The organism is Variovorax sp. YR752, from assembly GCF_943372545.1.
The window spans coordinates 1-15725 of sequence record NZ_CALRZC010000197.1 but is presented as its reverse complement, the minus strand read 5'-3'; the positions used below and the strand labels follow the sequence as shown (position 1 = coordinate 15725).

At 69.3% G+C, this 15725-nt stretch carries 15 protein-coding genes; 14 read left to right on the top strand and 1 reads right to left on the bottom strand.

Features of this window, described 5'->3' with window-relative positions:
* A partial coding sequence (locus AAG801_RS31800; RefSeq protein WP_341891985.1) for a bifunctional protein-serine/threonine kinase/phosphatase occupies nt 1-1455 on the bottom strand: 1455 nt, incomplete at its 3' end.
* A gap of 62 nt (nt 1456-1517) precedes the next feature.
* On the opposite strand from AAG801_RS31800, the gene nirB reads away from it, so the two are divergent.
* From nirB to AAG801_RS31730, 14 genes are all read left to right on the top strand, one after another.
* Nucleotides 1518-3965 carry a nitrite reductase large subunit NirB gene (gene nirB, locus AAG801_RS31795; RefSeq protein WP_341891984.1) on the top strand — a complete coding sequence of 816 codons (2448 nt, stop codon included), beginning with the start codon at nt 1518-1520 and terminating at the stop codon, nt 3963-3965.
* Nucleotides 3965-4321 carry a nitrite reductase small subunit NirD gene (gene nirD, locus AAG801_RS31790; RefSeq protein ID WP_341891983.1) on the top strand — a complete coding sequence of 119 codons (357 nt, stop codon included), beginning with the start codon at nt 3965-3967 and terminating at the stop codon, nt 4319-4321. Before nirB ends, nirD begins: the two co-directional genes overlap by 1 nt.
* Before the next feature lies 1 nt (nt 4322).
* Nucleotides 4323-7109, top strand: coding sequence for a molybdopterin-dependent oxidoreductase (locus AAG801_RS31785; RefSeq protein ID WP_341891982.1), 2787 nt, complete (start codon nt 4323-4325; stop codon nt 7107-7109).
* 29 nt (nt 7110-7138) lie between these two features.
* Nucleotides 7139-8092: a DNA-binding protein YbiB gene (gene ybiB / locus AAG801_RS31780; RefSeq protein WP_341891981.1), complete on the top strand. Its 954-nt coding sequence runs from the start codon at nt 7139-7141 to the stop codon at nt 8090-8092.
* A complete protein-coding gene (gene cobA, locus AAG801_RS31775) occupies nt 8089-8862 on the top strand; it encodes a uroporphyrinogen-III C-methyltransferase (protein WP_341891980.1) in 774 nt (257 codons plus the stop codon). The genes ybiB and cobA overlap by 4 nt, the downstream gene beginning before the upstream one ends.
* A gap of 49 nt (nt 8863-8911) precedes the next feature.
* Nucleotides 8912-10045: a sterol desaturase family protein gene (locus AAG801_RS31770; RefSeq protein ID WP_341891979.1), complete on the top strand. Its 1134-nt coding sequence runs from the start codon at nt 8912-8914 to the stop codon at nt 10043-10045.
* A 187-nt stretch (nt 10046-10232) separates the two neighbouring features.
* Nucleotides 10233-11042 (top strand): enoyl-CoA hydratase-related protein, encoded by an 810-nt coding sequence (locus AAG801_RS31765; protein ID WP_341891986.1) that lies wholly within the window; start codon nt 10233-10235, stop codon nt 11040-11042.
* Nucleotides 11042-11488, top strand: a complete 447-nt coding sequence (paaI, locus tag AAG801_RS31760) for a hydroxyphenylacetyl-CoA thioesterase PaaI (RefSeq protein ID WP_341891978.1) — start codon at nt 11042-11044, stop codon at nt 11486-11488. Before AAG801_RS31765 ends, paaI begins: the two co-directional genes overlap by 1 nt.
* A gap of 24 nt (nt 11489-11512) precedes the next feature.
* Entirely contained in the window at nt 11513-12832 is a 1320-nt protein-coding gene (paaK, locus tag AAG801_RS31755; protein WP_341891977.1) for a phenylacetate--CoA ligase PaaK, read from the top strand.
* Nucleotides 12833-12842: 10 nt separating this feature from the next.
* A complete protein-coding gene (paaA, locus tag AAG801_RS31750) occupies nt 12843-13853 on the top strand; it encodes a 1,2-phenylacetyl-CoA epoxidase subunit PaaA (protein ID WP_341891976.1) in 1011 nt (336 codons plus the stop codon).
* A gap of 103 nt (nt 13854-13956) precedes the next feature.
* Nucleotides 13957-14241, top strand: a complete 285-nt coding sequence (gene paaB, locus AAG801_RS31745) for a 1,2-phenylacetyl-CoA epoxidase subunit PaaB (protein WP_341891975.1) — start codon at nt 13957-13959, stop codon at nt 14239-14241.
* Nucleotides 14241-14990: a 1,2-phenylacetyl-CoA epoxidase subunit PaaC gene (gene paaC / locus AAG801_RS31740; protein ID WP_341891974.1), complete on the top strand. Its 750-nt coding sequence runs from the start codon at nt 14241-14243 to the stop codon at nt 14988-14990. Before paaB ends, paaC begins: the two co-directional genes overlap by 1 nt.
* Nucleotides 14984-15472: a 1,2-phenylacetyl-CoA epoxidase subunit PaaD gene (gene paaD, locus AAG801_RS31735; RefSeq protein WP_341891973.1), complete on the top strand. Its 489-nt coding sequence runs from the start codon at nt 14984-14986 to the stop codon at nt 15470-15472. The genes paaC and paaD overlap by 7 nt, the downstream gene beginning before the upstream one ends.
* 15 nt (nt 15473-15487) lie before the next feature.
* A partial coding sequence (locus tag AAG801_RS31730) for an FAD-binding oxidoreductase (RefSeq protein WP_341891972.1) occupies nt 15488-15725 on the top strand: 238 nt, incomplete at its 3' end.

Sequence of the window (15725 nt, the reverse complement as noted above, 5' to 3'; positions counted from 1 at the left end):
GCGCGAGGGCGCCTGCGGGTCGCGCCGGGATCGCGCCGCCTGGTACGGCTCGATCGCGCCGGAGGGCAGCCGGCCGGTCAGCCAGCGGTACAGCGTGACGCCGAAGGCGAACAGGTCCGAGCCCGCATCGGGCAGCGCGCCGTCCCACTGCTCGGGGTTGATGTAGCTCGGTGTGCCGGCGTGCAGTTCGCGCGCCGCGGCGCCCTCGCGGCCGGACAGCGCCACGCCGAGGTCGAGCACACGCCACTGGCCGTCGTCGCCGAGGTGCAGGTTGCCCGGCTTGATGTCGCGGTGGACCACGCCCTGGCGGTGCAGGCGGCCGAGCGCGGAAGCGATCTCGCGGGCGCCGGCGACCACCTCGGTGACCGTGAAGACGCGGCCCTGCGCCAGCATCTGATCCAGCGTCTGCCCGGCATGCCAGTCGAACACCGTGTACAGCGCAGTCGCATCGCCGGGTTCGCGGCAGCGCACGAAACCGCGGGCGTCCTTCTCGGTGACACGCTGCGACAGCCAGGCCTCGTGGGCGAGCATGGCGCGTTCCTCGCTGTCGGCGGCACGCGACTCGTGCAGTGTCTTGATCGCGACCAGGTCGCCGCGGCGGCTGTCGCGCGCCTGGTAGAGGCGGTGCACGCCGGTGTCGGCGACCAGCGCGGTGATGATGTAGCCGTCGACCGCCTCGCCGACGCGCAGCTTCGGCAGCGGCGGCAGATGGCGCGTGCGCGCCGTCTCGTCGCCCAGCGTGGCCGCATCCAGGCCAATCACCTGCAGCACCAGTGCAGTGACGTTGTCCTTGCTGCCGGCAGCCAGCGCCGCTTCGACCAGCGCCTCGCTGGCTTCCTGCGCGCTGCCCTTGGCCGCGATCTCGCCGAGCCGGCGCGGCCGCAGCACGCCGTGCACGCCGTCGCTGGTCAGCAGGAAGCGGTCGCCCAGGCGCGCCTCGCCCTGCAGCGAGTCGACGTGCAGCACCTCGTCGAGGCCGACAGCCCGCGTCAGCCGGTTGCGCTGGTCGGGCTGGGTGTAGGCATGGTCGTGCGTGAGCTGCTGGATCTCGCCGCCGGCGATGCGCCAGATGCGCGTGTCGCCGACATGCGCGACCGTCCAGCCCTGCCCCTGCAGCACCAGCGCGGACAGCGTGGTCAGCGCGGTGGCGTCCGTCGCCCCGGCACGCTGGCGGTTCTGCGCCACCAGCCAGCCGTTCTGCGCACCCATCAGGCGGTCGAGCGCGACGCTGGTCTCCCAGGTTGCCGGCGTGGCGAAGAAGTCGGCCAGCAGGCCGAGCACGCTGGTCTGCGCCGCCTCCAGCCCGCGCCCGCCGCCGCTGACGCCATCGGCGATCGCCGCGATCACGCCGCGAACCGGGTCGCCGGGCGCCGAGCGCGTCGCGGCGGCGAAGTCCTCGTTGACCTCGCGCACGCCGCGGCGACTCGCCTGACCGATCTCCACCTCGAAGCTCATGGCGCCATTCTCGCTGGCGGCCGTGGCACCCCTCTTGCTATCAACGCCCTTCGGAGGCACGCATGAAGAAGATGAAACTCGTGATGGTCGGCAACGGCATGGCCGGTGTGCGAACGCTGGAAGAGCTGCTGAAGATCGCCCCCGACCTATACGACATCACGGTCTTCGGCGCCGAGCCGCACCCGAACTACAACCGCATCCTGCTCAGCCCGGTGCTGGCCGGCGAGCAGACGATCGACGAGATCATCCTCAACCCGCTGTCGTGGTATGGGGAACACGGCATCCGTCTGCACCTGGGCAAGAAGGTCGTCGAAGTCGACCGCCGCCGCCGCATCGTGCGCGCTGCCGACGGCACCGAGGAAGAGTACGACCGGCTGCTGATCGCCACCGGCTCCAACCCCTTCATCCTGCCGGTGCCGGGCAAGGACCTGACCGGCGTGATCGCCTACCGCGACATCGCCGACACCAACACGATGATCGAGACGGCGAAGACGCACAAGCATGCCGTCGTCATCGGCGGCGGCCTGCTCGGCCTGGAGGCCGCCAACGGCCTGATGCTGCGCGGCATGCAGGTGACGGTGGTGCACATCATGCCGTGGCTGATGGAGCGCCAGCTCGACGACACCGCCGGTCGCCTGCTGCAGAAATCGCTCGAGGACCGCGGCCTGAAGTTCATGATCGGCGCGCAGACGCAGGAACTGCTTGCCAACGACGACGGCCGCGTCCGCGCAGTCAGGTTCAAGGACGGCACGGAGATCCCGGCCGACCTGGTGGTGATGGCCGCCGGCATCCGCCCGAACACTGAGCTGGCGCTGAAGATCGGCCTGCACTGCTTCAACGACGGCCGCGGCGGCATCGTCGTCAGCGACACCATGCAGACCGTCACCGACCCGCGCATCTACGCCGTCGGCGAATGCGCCGCGCACCGCGGCATCGCCTACGGCCTGGTGGCGCCGCTGTTTGAACAGGGCAAGGTCTGCGCGACGCACCTGGCCGAGTTCGGCATCGGCCGCTACACCGGCAGCCAGACCAGCACCAAGCTGAAGGTCACCGGCATCGACCTGTTCTCGGCCGGCAACTTCACCGGCGGGCCCGACTACGAGGAGATCGTGATGAGCGATCCCTTCGGCGGCGTCTACAAGAAGCTGGTCATCAAGGACGACCAGCTGGTCGGCGCCTGCCTGTATGGCGACACGGTCGACGGCAGCTGGTACTTCAAGCTGCTGCGCGAAGGCCGCAAGATCGCCGACATCCGCGACAAGCTGATGTTCGGCGAAAGCAACATCGGCGACGTCGGCCACGAGGGCCACCACAAGGCCGCCGCGATGGCCGACAGCGACGAGGTCTGCGGCTGCAACGGCGTCACCAAGGGCACCATCTGCAAGGCCATCAAGGACAAGGGCCTGTTCACGCTCGACGAGGTACGCAAGCACACCAAGGCGAGTGCGAGCTGCGGCTCCTGCACTGGTCTCGTCGAGCAATTGCTGATGTTCACCGCCGGCGGCGACTACTCCAAGGCGCCGACCAAGAAGGCAATGTGCGGCTGCACCGACGCCAGCCACCAGGAGACGCGCGAGGCGATCAAGGCCGAGAAGCTGCTTACCATCGACTCGGTCTACAAGCGCCTCGGCTGGCGCACGCCCAACGGTTGTTCCTCGTGCCGGCCGGCGATCAACTACTACCTGATCAGCAGCTGGCCGAAGGAGGCCAAGGACGACCCGCAGAGCCGCTACATCAACGAGCGCAGCCACGCCAACATCCAGAAGGACGGCACCTACTCGGTGATCCCGCGCATGTGGGGCGGCGAGACCACCGCCGACGAGCTGCGCCGCATCGCCGACGCGGTCGACAAGTACAAGATCCCGACCGTCAAGGTCACTGGCGGCCAGCGCATCGACCTGCTCGGCGTGAAGAAGGAGGACCTGGTCCATGTCTGGAAGGACATCGGCATGGCCTCCGGCCACGCCTACGCCAAGGCGCTGCGCACGGTGAAGACCTGCGTCGGCTCCGAGTGGTGCCGCTTCGGCACGCAGGACAGCACGCAGATGGGCAAGGACCTGGAGCGCGCGCTGTGGCGCATGTACGCGCCGCACAAGGTCAAGCTGGCGGTCAGCGGCTGCCCGCGCAACTGCGCCGAGGCCGGCATCAAGGACGTCGGCGTGATCGGCGTCGACTCCGGCTGGGAGATCTACGTCGCCGGCAACGGCGGCATCAAGACCGAGGTGGCGCAGTTCCTGTGCAAGCTGAAGACGCCCGAGGAGGTGCTGGAGTACAGCGGCGCCTTCCTGCAGCTCTACCGCGAGGAGGGCTGGTACCTGGAGCGCACCTGCCACTACGTCAGCCGGGTCGGGCTGGACGCCGTAAAGAAGAAGATCCTCGACGACGCCGAGGGCCGCAAGGCCTTGTGGGCGCGGCTGCAGTTCAGCCTCGACGGCGAGCCCGACCCGTGGTTCGAGTTCGACAAGGCCTCGGTCGACACCCGCCAGTTCAACCCCGTGGGAGCGCTGTGATGGCTCAGTGGAAATCGATCTGTTCCGTCGACGAGATTCCGGTGCTCGGCGCACGCCGCGTGACGCGCGCCAACGGCCCCGAGGTGGCGGTGTTCCGCAACGCCGAGGACAAGGTGTTCGCCCTGCTCGACCGCTGCCCGCACAAGGGCGGGCCGCTGAGCCAGGGCATCGTGTTCGGCGAGAGCGTCGCCTGCCCGCTGCACAACTGGACCATCGGCCTGGCCGACGGCTGCGCCAAGGCGCCCGACGAAGGCTGCACGCCGCGCTTCAGCGTCAAGGTCGAGAACGGCCAGGTGTCGCTGGACCTGGACGAGCTGAACTCGATCGCGCTCGAACCTGCCCAGAGCGCCGCCTGACATGGCCGAGACCCGCTCCACCTGCCCGTACTGCGGTGTGGGCTGCGGCGTGATCATCGAGTCGCAGGGCCGGCAGATCACCGGCGTGCGCGGCGACCCCGAGCACCCGGCCAACTTCGGCCGGCTGTGCAGCAAGGGCAGCACGCTGCACCTGACCGCCACCGCGGCGGTGACGCTGCAGACGCGGCTGCTGCACCCGATGCTGCGCGCGCAGCGCGGGGCGCCGCCGGAGCGCATCGGCTGGGACGGTGCGCTCGACCTCGCGGCCGACCGCTTCGCCGGCATCGTGCGCGAGCACGGCGCGGACGCAGTCGGCTTCTACCTCTCCGGCCAGTTGCTGACCGAGGACTACTACGTCTTCAACAAGCTGGCCAAGGGGCTGCTGCGCACCAACAACCTCGACACCAACTCGCGGCTGTGCATGAGTTCGGCGGTGTCCGGCTACAAGGCGACGCTGGGCGCCGATGCACCACCGGCCTGCTACGAGGACCTGGGGCTCGCCCACACCCTGTTCATCGCCGGCTCGAACGCCGCCTTCGCCCACCCCATCCTGTTCCGCCGCATCGAGGACGCCAAGCGCGCCAACCCGGCGCTGCGTCTGATCGTCGTCGACCCGCGCCGCACCGAGACGGCCGAGGCCGCCGACCTGTTCCTGCAGATCCTGCCCGGCACCGACGTCGCCCTCTTCAACGGCCTGCTGCACCTGATGCTGTGGGAGGGCCTGGTCGATCACGCGTACATCGCCGCGCACACCCACGGCTTCGAGGCGCTGCGCGACCGCGTGCGCGAGTTCACGCCGAAGGAGACCGCGGCGATCTGCGGCATTGCCGAGGCCGACCTGGTCACCGCGGCACGCTGGTTCGCCGGCCTCGATGGTGGCGACGGCGTGCGCAAGCCCACCTTGTCGCTCTACTGCCAGGGCCTCAACCAGAGCGCCAGCGGCACGGCGAAGAACGCCGCGCTGATCAACCTGCACCTGGCCACCGGCCAGATCGGCAAGGCCGGCGCCGGCCCCTTCTCGCTGACCGGCCAGCCCAACGCGATGGGCGGGCGCGAGGTCGGCGGGCTGGCCAACCTGCTCCCGGCGCATCGCGACATGGGCAATGCGGAGCATCGCGCCGAGGTGGCGAGGCTGTGGTGTGTGGACGAGGTGCCATCCGTGCCCGGCAAGACGGCAGTCGAGATGTTCGAGGCCGCCGCCGACGGCCAGATCAAGGCCTTGTGGATCGCCTGCACCAACCCCGCGCAATCGCTGCCCGACCAGGCCACGGTGCGGCGTGCGCTGGAGCGCGCCGAGTTCGTCGTCGTGCAGGAAGCTTTCGCCACCACCGCCACCTGCCAGTTCGCCGACCTGCTGCTGCCGGCCAGCACCTGGGGCGAGAAGGACGGCACCGTCACCAACAGCGAACGCCGCATCAGCCGCGTGCGCCCGGCCGTGTGGGCCAGCGGCGAAGCGCGCCACGACTGGGCCATCGCCACCGCCTTCGCGCAGCGGCTGGAAGCGCGGCTGCGGCCGGGGCGGCCGACGCTGTTCGCCTACGCCACGCCGGAGTCGGTGTGGAACGAACACCGCGAGACGACGCGCGGCCGTGACCTCGACATCACCGGCCTGAGCTACCCGCAGCTCGAGGCGGCGCCGCAGCAGTGGCCCTTCCCCGCCGGCGCGAGCAGCGGCCGCACCCGGCTCTACGAGGACGGCGTGTTCCCCACCGCCGACGGCCGCGCCCGCTTCGCCGACACCCGCCACGTGCCGCTGGCCGAGCCGCGCGACGCACGCTACCCCTTCTCGCTGAACACCGGGCGGCTGCGCGACCAGTGGCACGGCATGAGCCGCACCGGCACAGTGGGCCGCTTGTTCGGCCACGTCGCCGAGCCGGCGATCGAGATGCATGGCCAGGACATGGCGCGCCTCAAGCTCGCCGACGGTGACCTGGTGCACGTCACCTCGCGGCGTGGCTCGCTGATGCTGCCGGTGCGCGCCAGTGCGCAGGTGGCACCGGCGCAGAGCTTCATCGCGATGCATTGGGGCGAGGAGTACCTGTCCGGCCGCAGCGGCACCGGCGCACGATTGACCGGCGTCAACGCGCTGACCAGCCCGGCCTTCTGTCCCTCGTCCAAGCAACCCGAGCTGAAGCATGCCGCGGTGAAAGTGTTGAAGGCCGAACTGCCCTGGCGGCTGCTCGCGCTGGCCTGGCTGCCGGAAGACGAATCACTGCGCGCGCAGTCGCGGCTGCGCGAGCTGATGGGCGCCTTCGCCTTTGCCAGCGCCGTGCCCTTCGGCCGCGAGCGCAGCGGTGTGCTGTTCCGCGCCGCGGCCTACGAGCCGGCGCCTGGCGAACTGCTGGCGCAGGTCGAGGCGGTGCTCGGCCTGGACCGGCCCGGCGTGCTGCGCTACGCCGACCGGCGCCGCGGCCAGCAGCGCTGCATGAAACTCGACACCACCGGCAGCGGCGAGGCCCGGCTCGAGGCCTTCCTGCTCGCCGGCGACACCAGCGCCGAAGCCTGGGTGACGCCGCTGCTGCGCGACGGCGCCGACGCCCGCGCTTTCGGCCGTGCGCTGCTGCAGCCGGGTGCGCGTGCACCGGTGGCGCTCCCCGAGCGGGGGCGACAGGTGTGCAGTTGTTTCGACGTCGGCGAGACGGCGATCAACCATGCGCTGTCGCACTGCAGCGGACAGCCCGACGCGCAGCTTGCGCAACTTCAAAGCGAGCTCAAGTGCGGCACCAACTGCGGTTCCTGCATCCCTGAACTCAAGCGTATGGTTCGACTCCGACAGCAGGCGGCATGAAGCTTGCGGAACGGGTTGCGGAGACGAACATGACGATAGCCCCCTACATCAAGGACATCGGACGCGGCAAGGAAGGCGCGCGTGCCTTGACGCAAGATCAGGCGCACGACCTGATGTGCCAGGTGCTCGACGGCCAGGTCACCGACCTGGAGATCGGCGCGTTCGCGATCGCGATGCGCATCAAGGGCGAGACAGTCGACGAACTCGCCGGCTTCCTGCAGGCCGCGCACGAGCGCTGCATCCCGCTGCACCCCAAGCAGGCCACGGTGGTGCTGCCGTCGTACAACGGCGCACGGAAGCTGCCCAACCTGACCACGCTGCTGGCGCTGCTGCTCGCGCAGGAAGGTGTGCAAGTGCTGGTGCACGGCCCCGAGCACGACCCCGGCCGCGTGACCACCGCCGAGATCTTCCAGACCCTGGGCCTGCCCTGCGCGAGCGACGCCGGCGACATCCACGCGGCCTGGCAGCGCCGCGAGCCGGTGTTCATCCGCACCGAGGCGCTGTGCCCGCCACTGGCGAAGCTGCTCGAGGCGCGCCGTGTCATCGGCCTGCGCAACCCGGCGCACACCATCGCCAAGCTGCTGACGCCCTGCCTGCAGACGCCCTCGCTGCGGGTGGTCAACTACACCCACCCCGAGTACGGCCAGACGCTGACGCAGTTCCTCGCCCACACGAAGGCCGATGCGATGCTGATGCGCGGCACCGAAGGCGAGCCGGTGGCCGACCCGCGCCGCCTGCCGCGGCTGGACGTGTTCGTCGGCGGGCAACTGCGCGCCGAGCTGTCGCGTGCTGCGCAGGAAGGCGTGCTCACCGAGCTGCCGGTGCTGCCGCGCAGCAACGATGCGGCGACGACCGCGCTCTACATCCAGTCGGTGGTCAGCGGCGAGAAGCCCGCACCGGCGCCGCTGCAGCAGCAGGTCGAGGCGATCACCGCCGCGCTGGCCGCGCTGCAGCACCCGCTGACGCAGGAGAAGACCGCATGAACACAGGTTCCGTGACCCTGGTCGGTGCCGGCCCGGGCGACCCCGAGCTGCTGACGATCAAGGCGGTCCGCGCGATCCGCGCCGCCACCGTGCTGCTGGTCGACGACCTGGTCGGCGACGGCGTGCTGCGCTATGCGCGGCGCTCGGCGCGCATCGTGCACGTCGGCAAGCGCGGCGGCTGCGCGAGCACGCCGCAGGCCTTCATCGAGAAGCTGATGGCGGCCGAGGCGCTGAAGGGTGAACGTGTGGTTCGGCTGAAAGGCGGCGACCCGTTCGTGTTCGGCCGCGGCGGCGAGGAGGCCGAGCACCTGCGTGCGCAGGGCATCGCCGTGGAGATCGTCAACGGCATCACCGCCGGCCTGGCCGCCACCACGGCGCTGGGCGTGCCGCTGACGCACCGTGCTCACGCACACGGTGTGATGCTGGTGACCGGTCATGCGCGCGGCGACGATGCGTCGCTGCACTGGCCGACGCTGGCCGCCGCCGCCGCGCAAGGCCTGACGCTGGTGATCTACATGGGCGTCTCGACGGTGCATGAACTGCAGACCGGCTTGCTCGACGCGCTGCCGCCCCAGACGCCGGTGGCGGTGGTGCAGCACGCCAGCCTGCCGCAGCAGCGCCAGGCGGTCGGAACGCTGGGCGGCCTATCCACGCTGGTGCATCAACATGGCCTAGGCAGCCCGGCGATCATCGTGATCGGCGATGTGCTGCGTGGACTGCATCACACCCTGCCTGCGATGCAACCGATGCAACAAGAACGCGCTGCCTGAAGCCTCGGGCTCCTCGTATCATCCTGCGCCACCAGGGAGGCGCACGCAGATGCAGGAACTCGACAAACTCAACCAGCTGACCGAATCGCACGGCGCCTTGCAGCCGGGCAAGGGAATGATCTCCGGCGTGATCGCGCTGTCGCTGGCGATCCTGTGCTTCCTCGGCGTGCTCGCCTTCCACTTCCCCGAGTACCTGACCACGCCGCAGCTGCGCAAGTCCTACAGCGTCGACGTGCTGCGCATGGTGATGTTTGGAGCGATGGTGATCTCCGGCGGCATCGCGCTGGTCAACATCGTCTTCGGCCGCGCGCGCTGGCTGGCTGCCGCGGCCTTCGTGCTGGTCGCGCTGACCGCGCTGCTCGGCGGCCACAAGGTGCCGGTCAACGACTTCGCCGACGACACGCCCTACATCGGCCTCGACTGGTTCATCCTCGACCTGCTCGGCTCCTCGCTGATCTTCATCTTCATCGAGAAGCTGTTCGCGCTGCGCAAGAACCAGCCGGTGTTCCGTGCCGAGTGGCAGACCGACTTCCACCACTTCATCGTCAACCACATGGTGGTCGGCTTCGTGCTGCTGGCCACCAACCTGCTGGTGCACAAGCTGTTCGGCTGGGCCGCCAAGGACGGCATCCGCTTCTGGGTGCAGGACCTGAACTTCTTCGTCGCGCTGTTCCTGATCGTGCTGGTGGCCGACCTGGTGCAGTACTGGACGCACCGCGCCTACCACGAGGTGCCCGTGCTGTGGCGCCTGCACGCGGTGCATCACAGCGCCAAGCACATGGACTGGCTGGCCGGCTCGCGCCAGCACATCGTCGAGCTGCTGATCACGCGCACGCTGGTGCTGGCGCCGATCTACGTGCTCGGCTTCAGCAAGGAAGTGATCGACGCCTACATCGTCATCGTCGGCTTCCAGGCGGTGTTCAACCATGCCAACGTCAGCGTGCGGCTCGGGCCGCTGCGTTACCTGATCGTCACGCCCAACTTCCACCACTGGCACCACTCGCAGGACGACGAGGCGATCGACCGCAACTACGCCGCCCATTTCGCCTTCCTCGACCACCTGTTCGGCACCGCGGTGCAGTCGGACCGGAAGTGGCCCGACCACTACGGCGTGCAGGGCGACTACGTGCCCGACGGCTTCCTCAGGCAGCTGGCCTTCCCGTTCGTCTGGAAGAAGACCTGACAAGTTCCGGGCACCGCTTCCGATGACCGCCGCCCGGTGGTGACAGGGCGGCGCAGCGATGTCCGCTGCGCCCGACCTCAGTGATTTCCCGCCCCGCCCGCGCCTTGCCGCGCCCCTCGGATTGACCTACATTAACTATTCATTGACCGATCGGTCAATGAATAAGTCACTCCCACCCGAGGTGCCGATGGCCGACGATGCCGCCCCCGTGCTGAGCCACCGCGATGGCGCTGTCCAGACGCTCACGCTGAACCGCCCGCAGGCGCTGAACAGCTTCAACGGCGCGATGCATGACGCGCTGTCATCGGCGCTGAAGGCCGCCGCGGCCGACCCCGCGGTGCGCTGCGTCGTCATCACCGGCGCCGGGCGCGGCTTCTGTGCCGGCCAGGATCTCTCCGACCCGGCCATCGCGCCCGACCTCACGCCCGGCGCCGAACCGCGCGACATCGGCAACCTGATCGAGGCACGCTACAAGCCGCTGGCGATGCTGATCCACCACTTCCCGGCACCGGTGATCGCTGCGGTCAACGGCGTGGCCGCCGGCGCCGGCGCCAACCTGGCGCTGAACTGCGACATCGTGCTGGCCGCGCGCTCGGCCAGCTTCATCCAGGCCTTCTCGAAGATCGGCCTGGTGCCCGACTGCGGCGGCACCTGGCTGCTTCCACGCCTGGTCGGCCGCGCCAACGCGATGGCGCTGGCGCTGCTGGGCGACAAGTGCAGCGCCGAGGAAGCGCAGCGCATCGGCATGATCTGGCGCTGCGTCGACGATGCCGCCTTGGCCGCCGAAACCAAGGCCCTGGCCGAGCGCCTGGCCGCGATGCCGAGCAAGGCATTGGCCGAGACGCGCCGCGCCTTTGCCGCCGCCGATCACATGGACCTGTCGGCTGCGCTGAGCATGGAAGGCGAGGTGCAGCGCCGGCTCGGCATGAGCCACGACTACCTCGAGGGCGTATCGGCGTTCTTCGCCAAGCGCTCCCCTTCCTTCAAGGACCGCTGATGAAGGACGAGACTTACGCCGCGGCGCAGCACCTTGCCGAGCGCGTGCGCGACACCATGTTCGCCACCGACAAGGCGGCGCATGCGCTTGGCATGGAGGTCGCCTCCATCTCGCCCGGCCATGCCAGCGTGACGATGACGGTGCGCGAAGACATGCTCAACGGCTTCGGCATCTGCCAGGGCGGCCTCATCGCCACGCTGGCCGACATGGCCTTCGCCTACGCCTGCAACTCGTACAACGAGCTGACCGTGGCTTCCGGCTTCGACGTCGACCTGCTCGGCCCGGGCAAGCTCGGTGACCGGCTCACCGCCAGCGGCCGTGTGGTGTCGCAGGGCTCGCGCATGGGCGTGTACGACATCGAGGTGAGCAACCAGGGTGGCGAGCGCATCGCGGTGTTCCGCGGCCGTTCGTACCGCATGAAGGGCAAGCAGGTCGTCACGACCTGACCGGCCCCGAGGAGACAAGCAGCCATGCCCGTCAAGCACCCTGCCCCCGGCGATCTCGAGGCCATCGAGACCGCCAGCCGCGATGAACTGCAGTCCCTGCAATTGCAGCGGCTGAAGTGGTCGCTGCGCCACGCCTACGACAACGTGGCGCACTACCGGCGTGCCTTCGACGCGAAGGGCGTGCACCCGGACGACCTGAAGTCCCTGGCCGACCTGGCGAAGTTCCCCTTCACCACCAAGAAGGAGTTGCGCGAGAACTATCCCTTCGGCATGTTCGCCGTGCCGCGCGAGCAGGTGGTGCGGGTGCATGCCTCGTCGGGCACGACCGGCAAGCCGACGGTGGTCGGCTACACGCAGGGCGACATCGATCGCTGGGCCGATCTCGTGGCGCGCTCGATCCGCGCCTCGGGCGGCCGCCGCGGCGACATGGTCCACGTGGCCTACGGCTACGGCCTCTTCACCGGCGGCCTGGGTGCGCACTACGGTGCCGAGAAGCTGGGCTGCACGGTGATCCCGATGTCAGGCGGGCAGACCGAGAAGCAGGTGCAGCTGATCGTCGACTTCAAGCCCGACATCATCATGGTCACGCCCAGCTACATGCAGGTGATCATCGAGGAATTCCGCCGCCAGGGGCTGGACCCGAAGGAGATGTCGGTGAAGGTCGGCATCTTCGGCGCCGAACCCTGGACCGAGGCGATGCGCCGCGACATCGAGGCCGCCGCCGGCATCGACGCGGTCGACATCTACGGCCTGTCGGAGGTGATGGGCCCGGGTGTGGCCAACGAGTGCATCGAGGCCAAGGACGGCCCGGTGATCTGGGAGGACCATTTCTACCCCGAGATCATCGACCCGGACACCGGCGAGGTGCTGCCCGACGGTGCCGAGGGTGAACTCGTCTTCACCACGCTGACCAAGGAAGCGCTGCCGGTGGTGCGCTACCGCACGCGCGACCTGACGCGCCTGCTGCCGCCCACCGCACGCAGCATGCGGCGCATCGGCAAGATCGTCGGCCGCAGCGACGACATGCTGATCATCCGCGGCGTCAACGTGTTCCCGACGCAGATCGAGGAACTGATCCTGCAGAACGACAGGCTCAGCGGCCAGTACCAGATCGTCGTCACGCGCAACGGACACCTCGACCACGTCACCGTGCGCTGCGAGGTGCGCCCCGAGGCCGGCGCGGCCGGCACCGCCGACCGGCGCGAGCTCGGCGAATGGCTGCAGCACCGCATCAAGACGCTGGTCGGCGTGAGCGCAGAGGTCGAGGTCGGGCTGCCCGATTCGATCGAACGCACGCTGGTCGGCAAGGCACGCCGCGTGATTGATCAGCGGCCCAAGGGATAAGGAGCACAGCATGTACACCCAAGCCATGGACACCCTGGCCCGCGAGGCCAAGGGCCAGGTTCAGGCAGTCAAGTCGCCCGAGGACCAGGCGCGCGAAGCGGCCTTCGAGGCGCGCATCGACGCCGGCGAGTTCATCGAGGCCAAGGACTGGATGCCCGAGCACTACCGCAAGACACTGGTGCGGCAGATCAGCCAGCATGCACACTCGGAGATCGTCGGCATGCTGCCCGAGGGCAACTGGATCACCCGCGCGCCGACGCTCAAGCGCAAGGCCATCCTGCTGGCCAAGGTGCAGGACGAGGGCGGCCACGGCCTGTATCTCTACGCCGCGGCCGAGACGCTGGGCGTGTCGCGCGACGATCTGATCGACGCGCTGCACAGCGGCCGCGCCAAGTACAGCTCGATCTTCAACTATCCGACGCTTTCCTGGGCCGACGTCGGCGTGATCGGCTGGCTGGTCGACGGCGCAGCGATCATGAACCAGGTGCCGCTGTGCCGCTGTTCCTACGGCCCCTATGCGCGCGCGATGGTTCGGGTGTGCAAGGAGGAGTCCTTCCACCAGCGCCAGGGCTTCGACGCGCTGCACGTGATGATGACGCAGGGCACCGACGCGCAGCGCGCGATGGTGCAGGACGCGGTGAACCGCTGGTGGTGGCCCAGCCTGATGATGTTCGGCCCGCCGGACGCGGAATCGACCCACGGCACGCAGTCGATGCGCTGGGGCATCAAGCGCATCAGCAACGACGAGCTGCGACAGAAATTCGTCGACGCGACGGTCGAGCAAGCGAGGGTGCTGGGCGTGACGCTGCCCGACCCCGACCTGCGCTGGAACGAAGAGCGCAAGTCCTACGACTTCGGCGCGATCGACTGGAACGAGTTCTGGAACGTGGTCAACGGCCACGGCCCGTGCAACCGCGAGCGCCTGGCCGCGCGTGTCAAGGCCTGGGACGACGGTGCCTGGGTGCGCGAAGCCGCGCTCGCGCACGAACGCAAGAAGCAACTCAAGAAGGAGGCAGCATGAGCCAGAGCATGTTCAGCGCGGCGAGCCCGGCGCCCGGCCGCCCGAAGGCGGGCGAGATCCCCTCGGGGGATCGGCCGACGTATCCGTCGGCCGAGGGGCTGTCATGAAGAACGAGTGGCCCCTGTGGGAAGTGTTCGTGCGCAGCAAGAGCGGGCTGGACCACAAGCACTGCGGCAGCCTGCATGCGAGCGATTCGGCGATGGCGATCCAGATGGCGCGCGACGTCTACACGCGGCGCCAGGAAGGCGCGAGCGTGTGGGTGGTGCGGTCCGACCAGATCGTCGCCAGCGACCCGGACACCAAGGACATGTTCTTCGGGCCGGCCGAGGACAAGGTCTACCGCCACCCGACCTTCTACCAGCTGCCGGCCGACGTGGACCACATGTGATGGATGCGAAGACCGAATACGTTCTGCGCATCGCCGATGCCTGCCTGATCCACGGCCAGCGCCTGGCCGAGTGGTGCGGGCACGCGCCGGTGCTGGAAGAGGATATCGCGCTGACCAACGTGGCGCTCGACCACATCGGGCAGGCTCGCGCGCTGCTGGCGCTGGCCGGCGAGCTGGAAGGCCGCGGCCGCGGCGAGGATGCGCTGGCCTTCCTGCGCGAGGAGCGCGAGTACCACAACCCGACCCTGCTCGAACTGCCGCCCGGCGACTTCGCCTGCACCGTGCTGCGCGCCTTCCTGTGGGCCAGCTTCATGAAGGTGTTGTGCACCGCACTGGCCGCGTCGACGAATGCGCAACTGGCCGCCATCGCCGCCAAGAGCCTGAAGGAGGTGCGCTATCACCAGCAGCACGCCGGCGACTGGGTGGTGCGGCTGGGCGACGGCAGCGAAGAATCCACGCGCCGCATGAAGGAGGCGCTCACGCTGCTGTGGCCCTACACGGCCGAGTGCTTCGTCGACGACGCGATCGATGCGCAGGCACAGGCCAGCGGCCTGGGCCCGGCCTGGGGCTCGCTGAAGGAGGCCTGGATGGCCGAGCTGCAGCCGGTGTTCGACGAAGCCGGCCTGGTGCCGCTGGCGGACACGCCGTTCCGTTCCACCGGCAAGCGCGGTGTGCACAGCGAGCACATGGGCTTCCTGCTCGCCGAGATGCAGTCGCTGCCGCGCGCCTTTCCTGGAGCGGTGTGGTGAACAACGCCGAAGCCTGGGCGACGCTGGCGATGGTGCCCGACCCCGAGGTGCCGGTGCTGTCGGTGGTCGATCTGGGCATCGTGCGCGCGCTCGATGTTGACGCCGACGACGACGTGAGCGTGACGCTGACGCCGACCTACTCCGGCTGCCCAGCCACCGAGGTGATCGAGGACTCGGTGGTGCAGGCGCTGCGCGCCGCCGGTGCGCGCAGCGTGACGGTGACGACCCGCCTCGACCCGGCCTGGACGAGCGACTGGATCGCGCCCGAGGCGGCCGAGAAGCTGCGCGCCTACGGCATCGCGCCGCCGCATCTCAAGGCGGCTGACGCGCAGCCGCTGCGCTTCCACCCCAGGGGCATCGCCTGCCCGCGCTGCGCGAGCGTCAACACGCAGCGCCTGTCCGCCTTCGGTTCCACCGCCTGCAAGGCGTTGTACCGCTGCCTGGACTGCCTGGAACCGTTCGAACACTTCAAGCCGATCTGACGATCCGAGATCACGATGAGCCTGCAATTCCACGCCCTGCCGGTCCAGCGCATCGAGCGCGACGCCGATGCCTTGATCGTCGGCTTCGGCGTGCCCGACGAACTGCGCGACACCTTCGCCTACACGCCCGGCCAGTACCTGACGCTGCGCACCGAACTGAACGGCGAAGACCTGCGCCGCTCCTACTCGATCTGCAGCGGCCTGGACGACGGCGCGCTGCGCGTCGGCGTGCGCCTGATTCCCGGCGGCGCCT

Bases quoted from the DNA above. Each gene is read 5' to 3' on its own strand.
- nirB (WP_341891984.1), top strand. From the start codon at position 1,518: ATGAAGAAGATGAAACTCGTGATGGTCGGCAACGGCATGGCCGGTGTG.
- nirD (WP_341891983.1), top strand. From the start codon at position 3,965: ATGGCTCAGTGGAAATCGATCTGTTCCGTCGACGAGATTCCGGTGCTC.
- AAG801_RS31785 (WP_341891982.1), top strand. From the start codon at position 4,323: ATGGCCGAGACCCGCTCCACCTGCCCGTACTGCGGTGTGGGCTGCGGC.
- ybiB (WP_341891981.1), top strand. From the start codon at position 7,139: ATGACGATAGCCCCCTACATCAAGGACATCGGACGCGGCAAGGAAGGC.
- cobA (WP_341891980.1), top strand. From the start codon at position 8,089: ATGAACACAGGTTCCGTGACCCTGGTCGGTGCCGGCCCGGGCGACCCC.
- AAG801_RS31770 (WP_341891979.1), top strand. From the start codon at position 8,912: ATGCAGGAACTCGACAAACTCAACCAGCTGACCGAATCGCACGGCGCC.
- AAG801_RS31765 (WP_341891986.1), top strand. From the start codon at position 10,233: ATGGCCGACGATGCCGCCCCCGTGCTGAGCCACCGCGATGGCGCTGTC.
- paaI (WP_341891978.1), top strand. From the start codon at position 11,042: ATGAAGGACGAGACTTACGCCGCGGCGCAGCACCTTGCCGAGCGCGTG.
- paaK (WP_341891977.1), top strand. From the start codon at position 11,513: ATGCCCGTCAAGCACCCTGCCCCCGGCGATCTCGAGGCCATCGAGACC.
- paaA (WP_341891976.1), top strand. From the start codon at position 12,843: ATGTACACCCAAGCCATGGACACCCTGGCCCGCGAGGCCAAGGGCCAG.
- paaB (WP_341891975.1), top strand. From the start codon at position 13,957: ATGAAGAACGAGTGGCCCCTGTGGGAAGTGTTCGTGCGCAGCAAGAGC.
- paaC (WP_341891974.1), top strand. From the start codon at position 14,241: ATGGATGCGAAGACCGAATACGTTCTGCGCATCGCCGATGCCTGCCTG.